Annotated in this window: 14 protein-coding genes; 6 read left to right on the forward strand and 8 right to left on the reverse strand. The window is 72.6% G+C overall.

All coding sequences use genetic code 11. The features are described from left to right. Window positions 1-17: 17 nt before the first annotated feature. Complete coding sequence (locus tag ACF1DX_RS30745; protein WP_391794408.1) at window positions 18-401, reverse strand: winged helix-turn-helix transcriptional regulator; 384 nt, start codon at window positions 399-401, stop codon at window positions 18-20. 101 nt (window positions 402-502) lie between these two features. On the opposite strand from ACF1DX_RS30745, the gene ACF1DX_RS30750 reads away from it, so the two are divergent. Together ACF1DX_RS30750 and ACF1DX_RS30755 are read left to right on the forward strand one after the other, a co-directional pair. After that, on the forward strand, window positions 503-904 hold the full coding sequence (locus ACF1DX_RS30750) for a RidA family protein (RefSeq protein ID WP_391794409.1): 402 nt from the start codon (window positions 503-505) through the stop codon (window positions 902-904). A gap of 74 nt (window positions 905-978) precedes the next feature. Further along, on the forward strand, window positions 979-1260 hold the full coding sequence (locus ACF1DX_RS30755) for a hypothetical protein (protein ID WP_391794410.1): 282 nt from the start codon (window positions 979-981) through the stop codon (window positions 1258-1260). A gap of 102 nt (window positions 1261-1362) precedes the next feature. Here ACF1DX_RS30755 and ACF1DX_RS30760 read toward each other — a convergent pair whose 3' ends face one another. From ACF1DX_RS30760 to ACF1DX_RS30780, 5 genes are all read right to left on the reverse strand, one after another. Then, a complete protein-coding gene (locus ACF1DX_RS30760) occupies window positions 1363-2352 on the reverse strand; it encodes a hypothetical protein (RefSeq protein WP_391794411.1) in 990 nt (329 codons plus the stop codon). Between the two features lie 135 nt (window positions 2353-2487). Beyond that, entirely contained in the window at window positions 2488-4098 is a 1611-nt protein-coding gene (gene cmdF / locus ACF1DX_RS30765; RefSeq protein WP_391794412.1) for a tyrosine 2,3-aminomutase, read from the reverse strand. 68 nt (window positions 4099-4166) lie between these two features. Next, window positions 4167-5726: a class I adenylate-forming enzyme family protein gene (locus ACF1DX_RS30770; RefSeq protein ID WP_391794413.1), complete on the reverse strand. Its 1560-nt coding sequence runs from the start codon at window positions 5724-5726 to the stop codon at window positions 4167-4169. Further along, entirely contained in the window at window positions 5723-6748 is a 1026-nt protein-coding gene (locus ACF1DX_RS30775) for an FkbO/Hyg5 family chorismatase (RefSeq protein WP_391794414.1), read from the reverse strand. Before ACF1DX_RS30775 ends, ACF1DX_RS30770 begins: the two co-directional genes overlap by 4 nt. A gap of 56 nt (window positions 6749-6804) precedes the next feature. Then, window positions 6805-8106 carry a cytochrome P450 gene (locus ACF1DX_RS30780; protein ID WP_391794415.1) on the reverse strand — a complete coding sequence of 434 codons (1302 nt, stop codon included), beginning with the start codon at window positions 8104-8106 and terminating at the stop codon, window positions 6805-6807. Window positions 8107-8326: 220 nt separating this feature from the next. On the opposite strand from ACF1DX_RS30780, the gene ACF1DX_RS30785 reads away from it, so the two are divergent. Then, a complete protein-coding gene (locus tag ACF1DX_RS30785) occupies window positions 8327-9820 on the forward strand; it encodes an MFS transporter (RefSeq protein ID WP_391794416.1) in 1494 nt (497 codons plus the stop codon). A gap of 106 nt (window positions 9821-9926) precedes the next feature. Here ACF1DX_RS30785 and ACF1DX_RS30790 read toward each other — a convergent pair whose 3' ends face one another. Then, window positions 9927-10214 carry a DUF4287 domain-containing protein gene (locus ACF1DX_RS30790; RefSeq protein WP_391794417.1) on the reverse strand — a complete coding sequence of 96 codons (288 nt, stop codon included), beginning with the start codon at window positions 10212-10214 and terminating at the stop codon, window positions 9927-9929. Window positions 10215-10335: 121 nt separating this feature from the next. On the opposite strand from ACF1DX_RS30790, the gene ACF1DX_RS30795 reads away from it, so the two are divergent. Further along, window positions 10336-10983 (forward strand): winged helix-turn-helix transcriptional regulator, encoded by a 648-nt coding sequence (locus ACF1DX_RS30795; RefSeq protein ID WP_391794418.1) that lies wholly within the window; start codon window positions 10336-10338, stop codon window positions 10981-10983. Between the two features lie 299 nt (window positions 10984-11282). On the opposite strand, the gene ACF1DX_RS30800 is transcribed toward ACF1DX_RS30795, so the two are convergent. Next, a complete protein-coding gene (locus ACF1DX_RS30800) occupies window positions 11283-12395 on the reverse strand; it encodes an endonuclease/exonuclease/phosphatase family protein (protein WP_391794419.1) in 1113 nt (370 codons plus the stop codon). 350 nt (window positions 12396-12745) lie between these two features. Between ACF1DX_RS30800 and ACF1DX_RS30805 the strand changes: the two genes are divergently transcribed. Both ACF1DX_RS30805 and ACF1DX_RS30810 read left to right on the forward strand, forming a co-directional pair. After that, complete coding sequence (locus tag ACF1DX_RS30805; protein WP_391794420.1) at window positions 12746-13441, forward strand: response regulator transcription factor; 696 nt, start codon at window positions 12746-12748, stop codon at window positions 13439-13441. After that, the gene (locus ACF1DX_RS30810; RefSeq protein ID WP_391794421.1) at window positions 13434-14564 is read left to right on the forward strand and encodes a sensor histidine kinase; all 1131 of its coding nucleotides are present in this window, start codon (window positions 13434-13436) and stop codon (window positions 14562-14564) included. Before ACF1DX_RS30805 ends, ACF1DX_RS30810 begins: the two co-directional genes overlap by 8 nt. Window positions 14565-14587 lie beyond the last annotated feature (23 nt).

Raw genomic sequence — 14587 nt, forward strand, 5'->3', positions numbered from 1 at the left:
GTGCCGCCGCGTGCCCGTCAGGCGTCGAAACGGCCGCGCGCGCTCTCGATGTGACCGAGGTGCTGCTGGGTCCAGCCGCATATGACGTCGACCGCGATGCGCAGGGCCCGGCCCGGCTCGGTGAGGGTGTACTCGACCCGCGGCGGCACGGTGGGGTGCACCTTCCGGTCGACCAGGCCGTTGCGCTCCAGCATGCGCAGGTTCTGGGTGAGCATCTTGTGGCTGACGCCCTCGACCTCGTCCCGCAGCTCGCTGAAGCGCAGGGTGCGCTCGCCGAGCGCCTCGATGATCAGCAGCGCCCACTTGTTGGCGACGTCCGAGAAGATCTCCCGCGCCAGGGAGTCCGCGCGCCGCAGGTCGGCGTCCTCGGGCAGGCCCTCGAGCAGTTGCTTGGTCACCATGAGGTTCCTCAGTCACCGAAAAGTGCGTTCTTCCAGGTCAGCCCTCACTCTCCTACAGTTCCCGAGTAACCACAAGAGAGTCGATCGGAAGGGCGAGCCCCATGACCACCCTCGATGTCTTCAGCTACGGCATACCGGCCGAGAGCGACTTCGGCTACGCGCAGGCGATCAGGTCCGGCGAGCTGGTCCACGTCTCCGGACAGCTCGCGTTCGACGACGCGGGCGAGTTCCTCCACGCGGGCGACTTCGCCGCCCAGCTCGAGCGGACCCACACCAACATGGACAAGGTCCTGAACCACTACGGCGCCACCCGGAACCAGATCGTCTCGCAGACCCTGTACGTGGTGGACCTGCGGCAGAACGCCGCGGCGACGGCGGAGGGCAACCTGGCGTACTTCGGCGACCACCGCCCGGCCGGCACGGTCGTGGGCCTCACCGAACTGACCCTGCCCGGCCAGGTCGTCGAGATCGGCTTCGTCATCGACATGAAACTGCCCGCCTGAGGAGCCGCCGACGGAACCGGGGGCGGAGGCGAGAGGGCGTCGGACGCTCACGTGAACTGATTATGATCTTGGTCATGTCCGTGCAGAGCTTTGACAAGACCCTTTCCCGTAAGCAGCGGCTCCAGGAGAAGCAGCGCCGCCAGTTGGCGGTGGTCGACACCGTGGACAAGGCCGAGGCGAAGGTCCGCAAGGCGGAGATGGAACTGGCCGGGGCGGTCGCCGAGGCCGTGCAGGTGTTCGGCGACGAGCAGTCCGCGTCCGAGGGGCTCGACATGCCGGTCGAGGCGATCCGGCGTTTCCTCGGCATGGCGCGGGAGGAGACGGCCGGCTCCGGCGACGACGCCGGGGCGTCCTGAGTCCGGCCCGCCGATCAGACGCAGGGGCCGGACGGCGTGGTGGGTGTGCGGACGGGCCGGGTGCGCACCCCGCGCCCGGCCCGTCCGCGTGCCGCCGGTACCTCAGTGCGCCCAGGGGGCCATCGGGTACCAGATCAGGTCGCGGCGGGCCAGGATCCGCAGGTCCCAGTACAGGAGCATGAAGACGCCGGCGGCGATGAACGCCGCCGCCATCAGCGCCGAGGCGCGGCTCGGCCGGGCCGTCAGCCAGCGGCTCAACCGGTCCCCGAAGGCGACGGTGACCAGGAGGAACAGCACCGCCACGACGGCGAGGTTGCCGAGCGTCTGGAGCACGAACACCGCCGCCCCGTAGAGCGGGTTGCCGCTCTCGGCCGCGTCCCGGAAGAGCTGCCGGAACAGCGGGAACGGACGCCCGATGAGGAACGCCCCGACCAGGGCGCCCATGAACAGCATCGGTGCGCCGGGGAAGCGTCGCGTCAGCCGCGCGAGCGGGTCCCGCACCACCCCCAGCGCGGAGAGCCCGAGCACCAGCATGCACAGGCCGATGAGCCCGTACACCACCATCGCCTGGATCAGACGGCCGGACAGCCCGCTGCCGGACGGGGTGTCGTCGAACTGCGGCATCCCGGTGCCGACCAGCGCGACGAGCACCCCGTACAGCGCCGACACGGTGATCGCGCCCAGGGCGAGTCCGCTCAGCGGCTGCAGTGCGGCGGTCAGCCGCCGGCGCGGTGAGGACGGGCCGCCGGTCAGCGGGGCCAGCGCGCTGAACACGGCGACGTTGCACGCGGTGAACGTGCCCGCCACCCCGGTCGCCACGGCGAAGGCCAGACCGGCCAGGGCGCCGGCGATGGGGCTGTCCTTGGCGTGGTGTCCGAGCAGGGTGTCGGCGACGTTGTCGCCGATGGTGCTGTCGACGAACTCCGCCGACCACACCACCGTCAGGGCGAAGCCGAACAGCGCGCTGACCACGGCGACCAGCAGCCGCCGTCGCGGCGCGTGGCCGTTGAAGAAGAACGAGGGCGTGCGCGAGGTGCCGGCCTGCGGCGGGGCCGGGGCGTCCAGGGTGGGACGCTGTGTCACTTGAGTCATGGAAACGCCTTTCGCCGAAGAGGACGGAACAGGGGACGGGACGTGCGGTGTTTCCGGGCCCCTGAAGGGCCCCGAACGCGGTGCGGGGGACGGCGCACCGGTCGTGCCCCGTCCCCCGCACCGCCGTACGCCGGATCAGCGCAGCGAGATTCCCTCCCGGCTCAGGGAGCGCAGGAACTCACCCCGCGACAGCGCCGCGGCGATCAGTTCGATGTCGTCGGCCATGTAGCGGTCCACGCCCAGGGTGGGCACCAGGGAGCGCACCGCGTCGTACGTGGCCCGGCTCGCCGGGCTCAGGTCGTCGTACCGCCGGGAGACGTCCACGGCCTGGGCGGCGGCGAGGAACTCCACCGCGAGGATGCGGTTGTTGTTCTGCAGCACCCGCCGGGCGTTGCGGGCCGCGATCAGGCCCATGCTGACGACGTCCTGGTTGTCGCCGTTGGACGGCACGCTCTGGGTGCTGGCGGGCCCGATGGTCCGGTTCTCCGCCACCAGGGCCGTCGCCGGGTAGTTCGCGCCGGCGAAACCGCAGTGCAGGCCCGGGTCGGCGGCGACGAGGAACTCCGGCAGACCGTAGCTGAGGTGCCGGTTGAGCAGCCGGTTGACCTGCCGCTCGGCGAGCACCCCGAGCTGGGTGAGCGCGATCGTGGTGAAGTCCATGACGAACGCGATGGGCTGGCCGTGGAAGTTCGCCCCGTGGAAGATCTCCTCGCCCTCGAAGAACAGGGGGTTGTCGTTGGCGGAGTTGAGCTCCGTCTCCAGCCGCCCCCGCGCGTGCTCGAGGGTGTCCCGCACCGCACCGAGGATCTGCGGCACGGCGCGCAGCGTGTACGCCTTCTGCAGGTACACGTCGGTGCGCTGGACGTCACCGCCGCCCTGCCTGGCCTTCTCCAGCTCGCGGCGCAGGTCGGCGTGGTCCAGGGCCAGCCGGCTGCCCGCGAGCAGGGTCCGCATGTTGGCCGCCGAGTCGATCTGTCCCGCGTGCGGCCGGGCGACGTCGTGGCCCTCGGCCAGGAACGGGCTCCTGGACCCGCGCAGTACGTCGTTGAGCAGGCCCGAGACCATCTCCGCCTGGCGGACCTGGGTGAACGCCCGCTCCACGACGAGGGAGCCGAGTCCCGTCATGGCGGAGGTCCCGTTGATCAGCGCCAGGCCCTCCTTGAAGCGCAGTTGCAGCGGGGTGATGCCCAGTTCGCGCAGGACCTTGCCGGTCTCCCGCCGCTTGCCGTCGCGCAGCACCTGGCCCTCGCCGATGAGCGTGCCGGCGAGGTGCGAGAGCGGCACGAGGTCACCGCTGGCGCCGAGCGAACCGATCTCCGGTATCGCCGGTGTGATCGCCTCGTTCAGATACAGCGCCAGGCGGTCCAGGATCTCCGGGCGGACCGCGGAGTGCCCCTTGGCGAGCGTGTTCAGACGCGCCGCCATGATGGCCCGGGCCTCGTCCTCGGCGAACAGCGGGCCCACCCCGGCGCTGTGGCTGCGCACCAGGTTCGTCTGCAGCTCGACCTCTTTCGACTTGTCGATCTGCATGTAGATCATCTCGCCGTAGCCCGTGGTCACGCCGTAGATGGGGATGTTCTGCTCCGCCAGGTCCTCGAGCACCGCGCGGCTCTTGAGCGCCTTGGCGACGGCACCGGGGCACACCCCCACGGGCGCTCCCAGTTCCGCGACACGGCCGACCGCGTCGGTGGTGAGGCTCTCACCGTCGAAGGTGACCGTGGTGGTGCCGGTGTCAGCTGTTGTCAACGCTCTCACTCCAGGTGGACGGGGCCGGACCCGACGAGGAACCGGCGGACAGGTCGGGGCAGCGGATGTCAGGGCCGGAACGAACCGTCGGCGGCCTGCGCGCGGACCGTGCGGCGCAGCAGCTTGCCGATGTGGTTACGGGGCAGCGACGTCACGAAGAAGACGTCCTCGGGGACCTTGTACCAGGTCAGCGACTTGCGGCAGGCGGCGAGCAGTTCCTGGCGCACCTCCTGCGCGGCCGCGGCGTCGACACCCGCCCGCAGGACGGTGAAGGCCCGCAGCACCGAGACCCCGTCGTCGCGCCGCACCGCGCACACCGCCGCCTCCTTCACGGCCGGGTGCTCCATGAGACGGTCCTCGATCTCGGTGGGGTGCACGTTGATGCCGCCGACGATCTCGACGTCGTCGAGACGCCCGTGCACCCGGACGAACCCGTCGGCGTCGACCGTCGCCGCGTCGCTGGTGGCGTACCACTCCTGGGGCGCCGTCCGCAGCGGGGTGTCGCTTCCCCGGGCGACGCCCGGACCGATGGTGGGCCCGGCCAGCTCCAGCCGGCCCTCGCCGCCGGCGGCCACCGGGCGTCCCTCCTCGTCGACGACGCGCAGCCGGTACGGCGCCAGCACCCTGCCGAGGGTGAACTCCCGGTAGGAGCCCGCCCCGTTGACCAGCAGGGCGTGCCCGATCTCGGTCGTGCCGTACACGTTGAGCAGGCGCTCGCCCATGATGCGGCGCAGCCGCCGCTCCAGCGCCTGGGGCAGCACCTCCCCGGCGACGACCGCCACGCGCAGCCGGCCGAGGACGTCTTCCGCGTCGGGGTGGGCGAGCATGTGCGCGAAGAAGGTGGGCTGGCTGTAGTAGACGCTCACGCCGTGCCGGGCGATGAGGGCGAGGCAGTCGGCCGGGCCCAGCCGCCGGCCGGTGAGCACGGTGGCGGCACCCCGCAGCAGCGGGAAGAACAGCGAATTGCCCAGCCCGTACGCGAAGTTCATCCGCGGCACCGAGTAGCAGACGTCGTCCTCCCGCACCCCGATCGCCTCGCCGGCCGCACGGTCGAGGACCTCCGCGTCCGCGTGCGTGTGGAAGCAGAGCTTGGGGCCGCCGGTCGTGCCCGACGTGAACGCGGCGAACGCCGGCGTGTGCGGCGCGCAGTCGGCGTACGGGGGCACCGCACCGCCGTCGTCCCGCGTCAACGACTGGGCGGTCAGCACCGGCGCGGTGAACAGCCCGTCGAACTCCGGCGAGGCCACCACGGCCGCCGGCTCGGCGATCTCCGAGGCCCGCGCCATCTCGTCCGGGTGGAACATCGAGTTGACGGGGATCGCCACCGCGCCGATGCGTACGGCGCCCAGGAACGCCCGTACGAAGTCGATGCCGTCGGGCAGCGCGACGAGGATCCGTGAGCCGGGCCCGAGACCGCGCGCCGCGAACGCCGCGGCGGCCCGGCCCGCCCCCTCGTACACCGAGCGGAAGGAGTGCTCGCCGTCCTCGTCGATGTAGGCGGTGCGGTCCAGCAGGCCGTGCGCGCGTGCGGTCTCCTCCAGCAGCTCGACCAAGTTGCCGCTGCGGGTCCCGGAGACCGAGGCCGGCGCGACGGCGTCACCGGCGGGGCGGGGCGGGGCGGTGGTCACCGGCAGATCCCTTCCATCTCGACGAGCAGGTCCGGCCGGCAGATGCCGACGTTGAGGAAGACCACGTCCGCCGCGCCGGAGAACACCTCGGCGCACCGGGCCCGCACCGCCGGCAGATGTTCCGCGTCACGGACGTAGACCTTGACGCTGTCCAGCTCCGTCAGCCCGTACCCGGCGTCGACGGCGTGCTGGCGCAGGTTCTCCCCGCTCACCAGCGCCTCGATGTTGGCCAGCGTGACGTCCAGCTGCCGCTCGATGTCGCCGGGGTGCACGGTGTCGTCCCCGAGGATGCTGGCCGTGCCCGACACGTAGAGGGCCCCCGTCCCGTACCCCTCGGACGCCAGGTGGGTGCCGCGCGCGAAGCTCGGCGGCAGGGCCCCGTACCGGTCGGGGTACCGGTGGGCCGGGGTCTGCCGGGGGTTCTCCAGATGGGTCGTGCGTCCGGGGCGGCAGGCCAGGAAGTACAGGTCGATGCCCGTCCCCAGGGAGCCGATGCCGGTCGCCGCGGGGATGCCCTCGAAGCGCCCGGACCACTCCTCGAAGGCCAGCGCCCGGCCGGCGCAGAAGTCCTGGTAGATCTCGGTGCCCTCGGCGTTGTCGCCGGTGATGTCGCCGACCAGGTTCCACATGCGGAACAGGTCGGTGTACCCCTGCTGCCAGGCCATCCGGAACGCGGCACTGTAGGCGGCGTGCACCGCGTCGCGGTACACGCCGCTCTCCTCGACGCGCACCGCGCAGAAGAAGTGCTCGCCGTCCTCCGCGTAGACCAGGTTGTCCTGCAGTCCGGAGCGCACGGGACGGTCGGTGACCCAGGCCTCCGTGAACGGGACGCCGGACGCGGCCATCATGTGCACGTCGAGCCGGGGGGACCCCTGGTACAGCGTCGGCTGCCCGCCGTGGTGCCCGTACACGATGCGGGCCAGGACGTGCCGGCCGGCCAGGACGTCCCGGTCCTCGCCGGCGGGCGTGTCGAACACGCAGTCCAGCGTCAGGGTGCGCGAAGCGGTGTGAAGGACTGTCACGAGTTTGCTCCCATGGGTGAGCCGGGTGAGCGCTGCGAAGCGAAGCGGCGGGTGCGTCACGAGGGCGGCCACGGCAGACCGCGGTCGCCGAAGCCGTCGGAATCGACCCACAGCGCCCGCAGGCCGCGCAGGGTGACGTTCGGTCGGTAGGACGGGGTCCCGGTGGCGAAGCGGGCACCGGTGACCCGCTGGGCGAACCGGATGAGAACCGTCTCGGCGATCAGCCGGGCCACCGGTTCACCCGGACACGCGTGCGGCCCCAGCCCGAAGGCGGCGTGCGGCGCCCCGGCCGGGTCCGGGGAGAACACCTCGGGGCTGTCCCACACCCGCGGATCCCGGTGAGCCGCGGCCAGCAGGAGCAGCAGGGTGGTCCCGGCGGGCACCCGCGTGCCGCGGACGTCGAGATCGGCGACGGCGTGACGGTGGAGGAGCTGGACCGGCGGATCCAGGCGCAGGACCTCCTGGACCACCTGGCCCGCGTACCGGGCGTCCCGCCGCACCGCCTCCCGTACGTGCGGGGCCCGCAGCAGCGCCAGGACGCCGCCCGAGACCAGGTCGACGCTGGTCTCGTGCCCCGCGACGAGCAGGGCCCGGCACGCGGCGGCGAGCCGCACCGCCGAGGACGGCCCGTCCGCGCCCTTCGGCACCGACAGCGGATCCTCGCCGCCCCGCGCGCTCCGCGAGCGCACCAGTTCGCCGAGGTAGGCGGCCAGTTCCTCCTCCGCCCGCAGACGGGCCTCGCCCCCCGGCGGGGCCGTGCCGGTCAGCAGCGGGTGCGGGTCCAGGGCGGGGGAGAGCAGCAGGGCCTGCCGGTGCAGCCAGGACGCGTCCTCCTGCGGCAGGTCCAGCAGACGGCAGAGCACGGCCGCCGGCAGCGGATACGCCAGGTCCGTGACCACTTCGAGCCGCCCGCGCGCCGCCACCCCGTCGAGGAGGTCGTCGACGAGGGCGCGCACGAAGGGGACGAGGGCGCGCAGCCGCTCCGGCGTGAGCACCCGCGCCACCAGCCGGCGCAGCCACACGTGCTCCGCCGAGCCCGCCGCGGCGACGGCCAGCCCCTCCGGCCGGCCGTCCCGCCCGGCGGGACACGCGTCGGCCCGCCGGGCGACGGCCTCCGGCGCCCGCAGCACGGCCGAGCAGTGCTCGTACGAGGAGAAGACGACGGTCGACCCGTCCCACCACAAGGGCCCGGCCTCACGTATCCGGTCGAACACCGGATACGGATCGGAACGCACGGAGCCGTCCAGAACGCGCAGCAACAGCGAGCGGGCCTCTTCCTGCCGGTCCTTCTCGCCTTGGTCCTTCTCGCCTTGGTGCTTCTCCCCGAAAAGCAGGGACGCCGAGCGATGGCTTTCCACGGCACAGCCTTCCTGAAAGGGGACGCTGCCACCGGAAGGATGTTCGTGCCCGTACGAGGCTGTCCATGCGGAGTTGCGCAAGCCGCCGCGAACAACGGCCGCCGCGGAGACTTCGCCAAGTCCGCTTGTGAGCGCGGCGACCGGTGGATTGGATGAACCGCCGATCCGTACCGCTCCTCGAATCGGCAGTCATGACCGGCCGCGTGAGGAGAAGAATCCCGTGAAACAGGGCCGTACGGTCACCGCCCCCCGCACAGCCGGCCGCGCACCGTCCCCGGCCGGCACCCCCGTCCCGCCCCCGGCGGCGGACGAGGCGCCGCTGAACCCCCGCCGGTGGCAGGCGCTCGCCGTCCTGGCCATCGGCCCCTTCCTCTCCCTGTTCGACCAGTTCTGCGTCAACCTCGCGGCGCCCTCGATCAACCGGTCGTTCACGCTGTCGCCCTTCGAGTTCCAGGCCGTCGTCGGCGGATACGGCCTGGTCTACGGGCTGGGCCTGATCACCGGCGGACGGCTGGGCGACCTCTTCGGCCGCCGCCGCATGTACCGCCTGGGTCTCGTCCTGTTCACCGTGACCTCGCTGGCGTGCGCGCTGGCCTGGTCACCGGCGGTCCTGATCGTCGCGCGCCTCGCCCAGGGCGCTTCCGCGGCCGTGCTCCAGCCCCAGGTGCTGGCCCTCATCCGGGTCCAGTTCCCGCCCGCCGAGCGGGCCAAGGCGCTGTCCTGGTACGGCGTCTCCATGAGCCTGGGCATGGTCAGCGGGCAGATACTCGGCGGCGCGATTCCCTCCTGGGACCTTCTGGGCCTGGGCTGGCGTCCCGTCTTCCTCGTCGCGGTACCGCTGTGCGCGTTCGCCCACATCGCCATCGCCCGGACCGCGCCGGCCGACCGCACCCCGCGCACCGGACAGGGAATCGACGGTGTCGGCATCGCCCTGAGCGCCACCGGTTTCGCCCTGCTCCTCCTGCCGCTCGCGACCCTGCGGGAAGGGGATTTCCTGCCCACCGGGCCGCTCCTCCTCCTCGCCGCCGTCCTGCTCCTCGCCTTCTTCGTCGGACACCAGACGCGGCGCGGCGGGAAGAACCACCCCGTGCTGCTCCCCGTCCGTTTCTTCCACAGCCGGACATTCAGCCTGGGCGTCCTGCTGAATTTCCTGCTGTACATGTCGAGCGTGCCGTTCGCCGTCATGCTCGGCCTCTACCTCCAGGACGAGTCGCACCTCGGTCCGGCCGCCGCCGGCCTCGTCTTCACCCCGGCGGCCGTCGCCATCGCCGTGGGATCACGCCTCAGCCCCGCCCTGCACAAGCGCTACGGCATCCGGGTGCTCGTCGTCGCCGCCGCCCTGACCGCGGCCGGCCTCGCCGCGGCGCTCGCGACCGTCGGCCTGGGCACACCGGACGACGCGATCCTGCCGCTGATGGCCGGCTTCGCGGTCTACGGGCTCGGCAACGGAATGATCGTCCCCCTGCTCACCGGCATCGTGCTCGCCCAGGTGCCGCCCCAGGACGCCGGCGCCGGTTCGGGCGTGCTCAGCACCGCCCAGCAGCTGGGGGCCGCCGCCGGGATCGCCGTGGTGGGCGCCTTCCTCTACCCGGCGACGGGCACGACGCTGCGCTACGCCGACGCCATGGGGGCCGGGACCGCCCTGGCGGTCCTCGGCGTCGTCTGCGCGGCCCTGCTGGTGGCCGCAGCCCGGCGCGGGCCGGTGGCCGGCTGAGGAACCGCCCCGGACATGGGAAGACCGCCGCTCCACCGGGAGCGGCGGTCTTCCCACGGACCTCCGGAGCGCGGACCCCACCTGCCGGAAGAGCCCCGCGCCCGTCTCAGGGACGGTTCGCCTTGCCGTCGAGCCAGAGCGTGTCCGACTCGTCCTGGTGGGTCCCGCCCGAGCCGACGTGCTTGTCGGAGATCTTCGCGCCGTTCTTGATGACGTGCACGAGCGCCATCCCGTGCCCGCGGCCCAGCTCGTAGTCCTGCTTGAGCCACTCCAGGATGACGCCGGCCTTGGTGTCCGGGCTGTCGTAGCCGCGCTCCTGCGCGAGCGCGATGAACTGCCGGGGCGTCAGGCCCGTCTTGTCCTCGATCTTGTCCAGGTACGCCTGAAAGGACATGTCCTCTCCCACTCCCTCTGCCGATGCCGACCGTGCCGGTGGAACCAACTAAGCAGACTGAAGTCTACTTGTAAAACGCAAGCCCTGTTCGCGCTATGGCGCGGGAACTAGAATGTGAACCATGACGGTGAAGGAGTACGGCCAGTTCTGCGGCCTCGCCCGCGCGATGGAGGTCGTCGGCGAGCGCTGGACCCTGCTGATCGTCCGGGACCTCCTGCTCGGCCCCAAGCGCTACACCGACCTGCGCAACGGCCTGCCGAACATCCCCACCAACATCCTCGCGACCCGCCTCAAGCAGCTCGAGGCCCACGGCGTCGCCGTCCGCCGCGCCCTGCCCCACCCCGACCGCGGTGTCGTCTACGAACTCACCGAACACGGCCACGCGCTCCAGCCGGCCGTGACCGCCCTCGGCCGCTGGGGCGCCCGCACCATGACCGGGCCCCGCCCCGGCGAGATCACCACCACCGAAAGCCGCGCCCTGTCCTTCCACACGGCCTTCCGCCCCGAGGCCGCCGCCGGAGAGACCCTCGGCTACGAGGTGCGCATGGCGGACGCGACCTTCGCCCTGTCCGTCGACGGCGACCGCCTCAGCGTCGCCCACGGCCCCCACCCCGACCCCGACCTGGTCATCGAGACCCGCTCCGGTCATCCCGTCCTCGACCTCATGCGCGCCACCCTGACCCCCGCCGAGGCACTCGCCGGCCAGAGCATCGCCCTCAAGGGCCCGGAGTCCCTCCTCACCCGCTTCACGGAGCTCTTCCGCCTCTGACGCCACCGGCCCGTCCCGGCACGGGCCGGGAGGCCGGCGGTCAGTGCCCGACGCGGGCCCGTGCGGCTCTCCCGGCGGACGACGACGGCATGGCCGTGGCCCCGGCTCCCCCCTCGGCCGCCTTCCCGAGGGTGCGGCGCCCTCGCCGGTTCATGCCCCCGCGCGGATCGTCCCCGGCTCCGCCTGCCGGCGGGATCCCGTACCCGAACCGCGGATGCCCGGCCCCGCAGCCGTCCTTCGGGCCCCGCGGCGGCCGGTCCCGCGGGAGGCGTGACGGATCCCGGGGCGTTCCACCACGTTCACCAGCCGATCCCGGCCGCCACCGGCAGGTGGTCGCTGCCGGTGGCCGGCAGGACCCACGAGCTCATCGGCTCCGCACCGCGGACCAGGATCTGGTCGATCCGCGCGACCGGGAACTTCGCCGGCCAGGTGAAACCGAAGCCGTCCCCGGCCTCCGTCTGGGCCGAGCGCATCCGCGAGGTGATGCCGTCGAGCGCGCGGTCGTCCACCGTGCCGTTCAGGTCGCCGAGCAGCACCACCCGCTCGCTCCGCTCGGCGGCGAGGGCCTCGCCGAGCGCCTGCGCGTTGCGGTCCCGGCTGTCCGTCCAGAAGCCGCCCCTGGGCATCAGCCGTACGGATCCCAGGTGGGCCACGTACACCGCCAGCGGCCCGTGGTCCGTGGCCACCGTGGCGCGCAGCGCCCGGTTGTAGGTCATCCTGACGTCGGCCGGCTTGGTGGCCGCCAGCGGCCCGTGGTCGATCCCGGTGTCGACCGGCCGGATGTCCGACAGCGGCAGCCTGCTCCACAGTCCGACGGTGCCCAGCACCGTGTGGTGGGGGTACGTCCTCGCCAGCTCCTTCTCGTACGTGCCCCGGGCCTGCCCGGTCAGCTCCACCAGGGCCAGCACGTCCGCCCCGGAGGCGGCCAGATCGCGGGCGGTGCCGGCCGGGTCGGGGTTGCCGGCGCCGACATTGTGCTCGGCCACGGTGAGGACGGCGTCGCCGCCCGGGTGGGAGGCGGTGCCGAGCAGCCCGCCGAAGAGGTGCAGCCACACCCCGGCCGGCAGCAGCAGCGCGACCACCGCCGAGGCGGAACGACGCCACAGCGCCCCGGCCAGCAGCACCGGTACGCAGAGGCCGAACCACGGCAGGAAGGTCTCCACCAGACTGCCGAGGCCCCAGCGGTCCGTGATCCGCGCGTGCAGCAGCAGCATCAGGCCGAGGAGCACCGCCGACACCACGAGCACCGGGCCGCGCTTCCAGGGCCCTGGCCGGAAGAGACCGCCCACCGCCCGGCGGACGCGCACACACCGGGCCGGCCGGCCGGTACCGGCGCCGGCGTTCCGGCGGCCGGCGCCGTCCTGCCCGGCCTCCGCCGTCTTCGGCGTCTTCGGCGTCTTCACCTGGGGCATCGTCCGTCCTTGTCCACCGTTCGCGGGTGGTGCCCGCGGTTCACCGTTCGCGGGCGGTACCCGCACGAGGAGAGAGGCCGGCGGGTGCGCCGGGGCACGCCGGGTGTCCTGGTCACGGCCGCGCCCCCGGGCCCCGGGCGGGGCCGGCGTACCGGGCCGGACAGCCACGCCGTCGCATCGGAGTCCCCGGGGCCGACCGCGTCGCCCCGGACGTGCGCGGACGTCCGGGCGGTGGCTCGTGCCGCTGATGTGCTGGGAAGCATGCCGCCAGTCAAGGCGACACGATGTTGCCGGCCCGTATGCGGTTCTCGATACGCGGACGATATGCGCCGACTCGTAGCATCGAACGCATGCGCGTGCTGATCGTCGAGGACGAGCCCTACATGGCGGAAGCCATCCGCGACGGCCTGCGCCTGGAGGCGATCGCGGCCGATATCGCGGGTGACGGCGACACCGCTCTGGACATGCTGAGCGTCTGCGCCTACGACATCGCCGTCCTCGACCGTGACATCCCCGGACCGTCCGGTGACGAGGTCGCCACACGCATCGTCGCCTCCGGAAGCGGCACACCGATCCTCATGCTCACCGCGGCCGACCGTCTCGACGACAAGGCCTCCGGCTTCGGACTCGGCGCCGACGACTACCTCACGAAACCCTTCGAGCTGCGGGAGCTCGTGCTCAGGCTCAGAGCGCTCGACCGCAGGCGTGCCCACACCAGGCCGCCCGTGCGGGAGATCGCGGGCCTGCGCCTGGACCCGTTCCGCAGGGAGGTCCACCGGGACGGCCGCTACGTGGCGCTCACCCGCAAACAGTTCGCGGTGCTCGACGTCCTCGTCGCCGCGGAAGGCGGGGTGGTCGGCGCCGAGGAACTCCTGGAACGGGCGTGGGACGAGAACGCCGACCCGTTCACCAACGCCGTACGCATCACCGTCTCGGCCCTGCGCAAGCGGCTCGGCGAACCCTGGATCATCGCCACCGTGCCGGGCGTCGGCTACCGCATCGACACGCGACCGGAGGCCGGCGGCACGGGAGGAGACCGTGGATAGGGCACCCGGGCTGAGCGTGCGCCTCAAGCTCACCCTCAGCTACGCCGGATTCCTCATGCTCGCCGGCGTCCTGATGCTCGCGGCGGTGTGGGTGTTCCTCCTGCGGTACGTCCCCGACCGTGCGATGCTCATCAACCCCGACGACGAACTCACGAGCGGCGTCTTTCCCGTCCGGAGCGCCCTCCTGGACGTCTTCGCTCCGCGGGCGGCCGCGGTACTGGCGTTCCTGCTGGTGTTCGGCCTCCTGGGAGGATGGATCCTCGCCGGCCGCATGCTGGCCCCCCTGACCCGCATCACCCACGCCACCCGCACGGCCACGCACGGGTCGCTCTCCCACCGGATCCGGCTGCCGGGCCGCAAGGACGAGTTCCGCGAACTCGCCGACGCCTTCGACACCATGCTCGCGCAGCTCGAAGCGCGCGTCGCCGAACAACAGAGGTTCGCGGCCAACGCCTCCCACGAGCTGCGCACCCCGCTGGCGGTCTCGAAGTCGCTTCTCGACGCGGCCCGCGCCGATCCGGACCGCGCCGCCGACCCGCTCCTCGACCGCCTCCACGCCGTCAACACCCGGGCCATCGACCTCACCGAGGCGCTGCTCCTGCTCAGCCGCGCCGAGCAGCGGTCCTTCACCCGAGAACACGTCGACCTGTCCCTCGTGGCGGAAGAGACCGCTGAAACGCTCCTCCCCCTCGCGGAGAAGCACGGCGTCACCATCGAGACGTCCGGCGACATCACCCCCGCCATCGGATCGCAGGCGCTGTTGCTGCAGCTGACCGCCAACCTCGTACAGAACGCGATCATCCACAACCTGCCCGGACGGGGCACCGTGTGGATCCGCACCAGCGCCCACGCCGGGACCGCGGTGCTCACCGTCGAGAACACCGGCGAGCGGCTCACCCCGCACCTGGTCCCGACCCTCACCGAACGGTTCCGGCGCGGCACCGAGCGCCTGCACACCGATCACGCGGGCGTCGGCCTCGGCCTGGCGATCGTCAAGACCATCACCCACGCGCACGACGGGACACTCGTCCTCACCCCGCGCCCCGCCGGCGGGCTCCGCGTCACCGTGGAACTGCCCACGGCGTCCCCGCACCACGACGGCGGTGCGCTGCCGCGCCCGTGACCGGCGACCGGACCCGAGTGACG

The sequence above is a fragment of the Streptomyces sp. NPDC014676 genome (assembly GCF_043084105.1).
Lineage (GTDB): Bacteria > Actinomycetota > Actinomycetes > Streptomycetales > Streptomycetaceae > Streptomyces.

What these genes read in the sequence shown, in the direction of transcription:
- ACF1DX_RS30800 (WP_391794419.1), bottom strand. Translation starts at nt 12,395, where the DNA reads ATGCCCCAGGTGAAGACGCCGAAGACGCCGAAGACGGCGGAGGCCGGG.
- ACF1DX_RS30790 (WP_391794417.1), bottom strand. Translation starts at nt 10,214, where the DNA reads ATGTCCTTTCAGGCGTACCTGGACAAGATCGAGGACAAGACGGGCCTG.
- ACF1DX_RS30755 (WP_391794410.1), top strand. Translation starts at nt 979, where the DNA reads ATGTCCGTGCAGAGCTTTGACAAGACCCTTTCCCGTAAGCAGCGGCTC.
- ACF1DX_RS30805 (WP_391794420.1), top strand. Translation starts at nt 12,746, where the DNA reads ATGCGCGTGCTGATCGTCGAGGACGAGCCCTACATGGCGGAAGCCATC.
- ACF1DX_RS30760 (WP_391794411.1), bottom strand. Translation starts at nt 2,352, where the DNA reads ATGACTCAAGTGACACAGCGTCCCACCCTGGACGCCCCGGCCCCGCCG.
- ACF1DX_RS30745 (WP_391794408.1), bottom strand. Translation starts at nt 401, where the DNA reads ATGGTGACCAAGCAACTGCTCGAGGGCCTGCCCGAGGACGCCGACCTG.
- ACF1DX_RS30750 (WP_391794409.1), top strand. Translation starts at nt 503, where the DNA reads ATGACCACCCTCGATGTCTTCAGCTACGGCATACCGGCCGAGAGCGAC.
- ACF1DX_RS30795 (WP_391794418.1), top strand. Translation starts at nt 10,336, where the DNA reads ATGACGGTGAAGGAGTACGGCCAGTTCTGCGGCCTCGCCCGCGCGATG.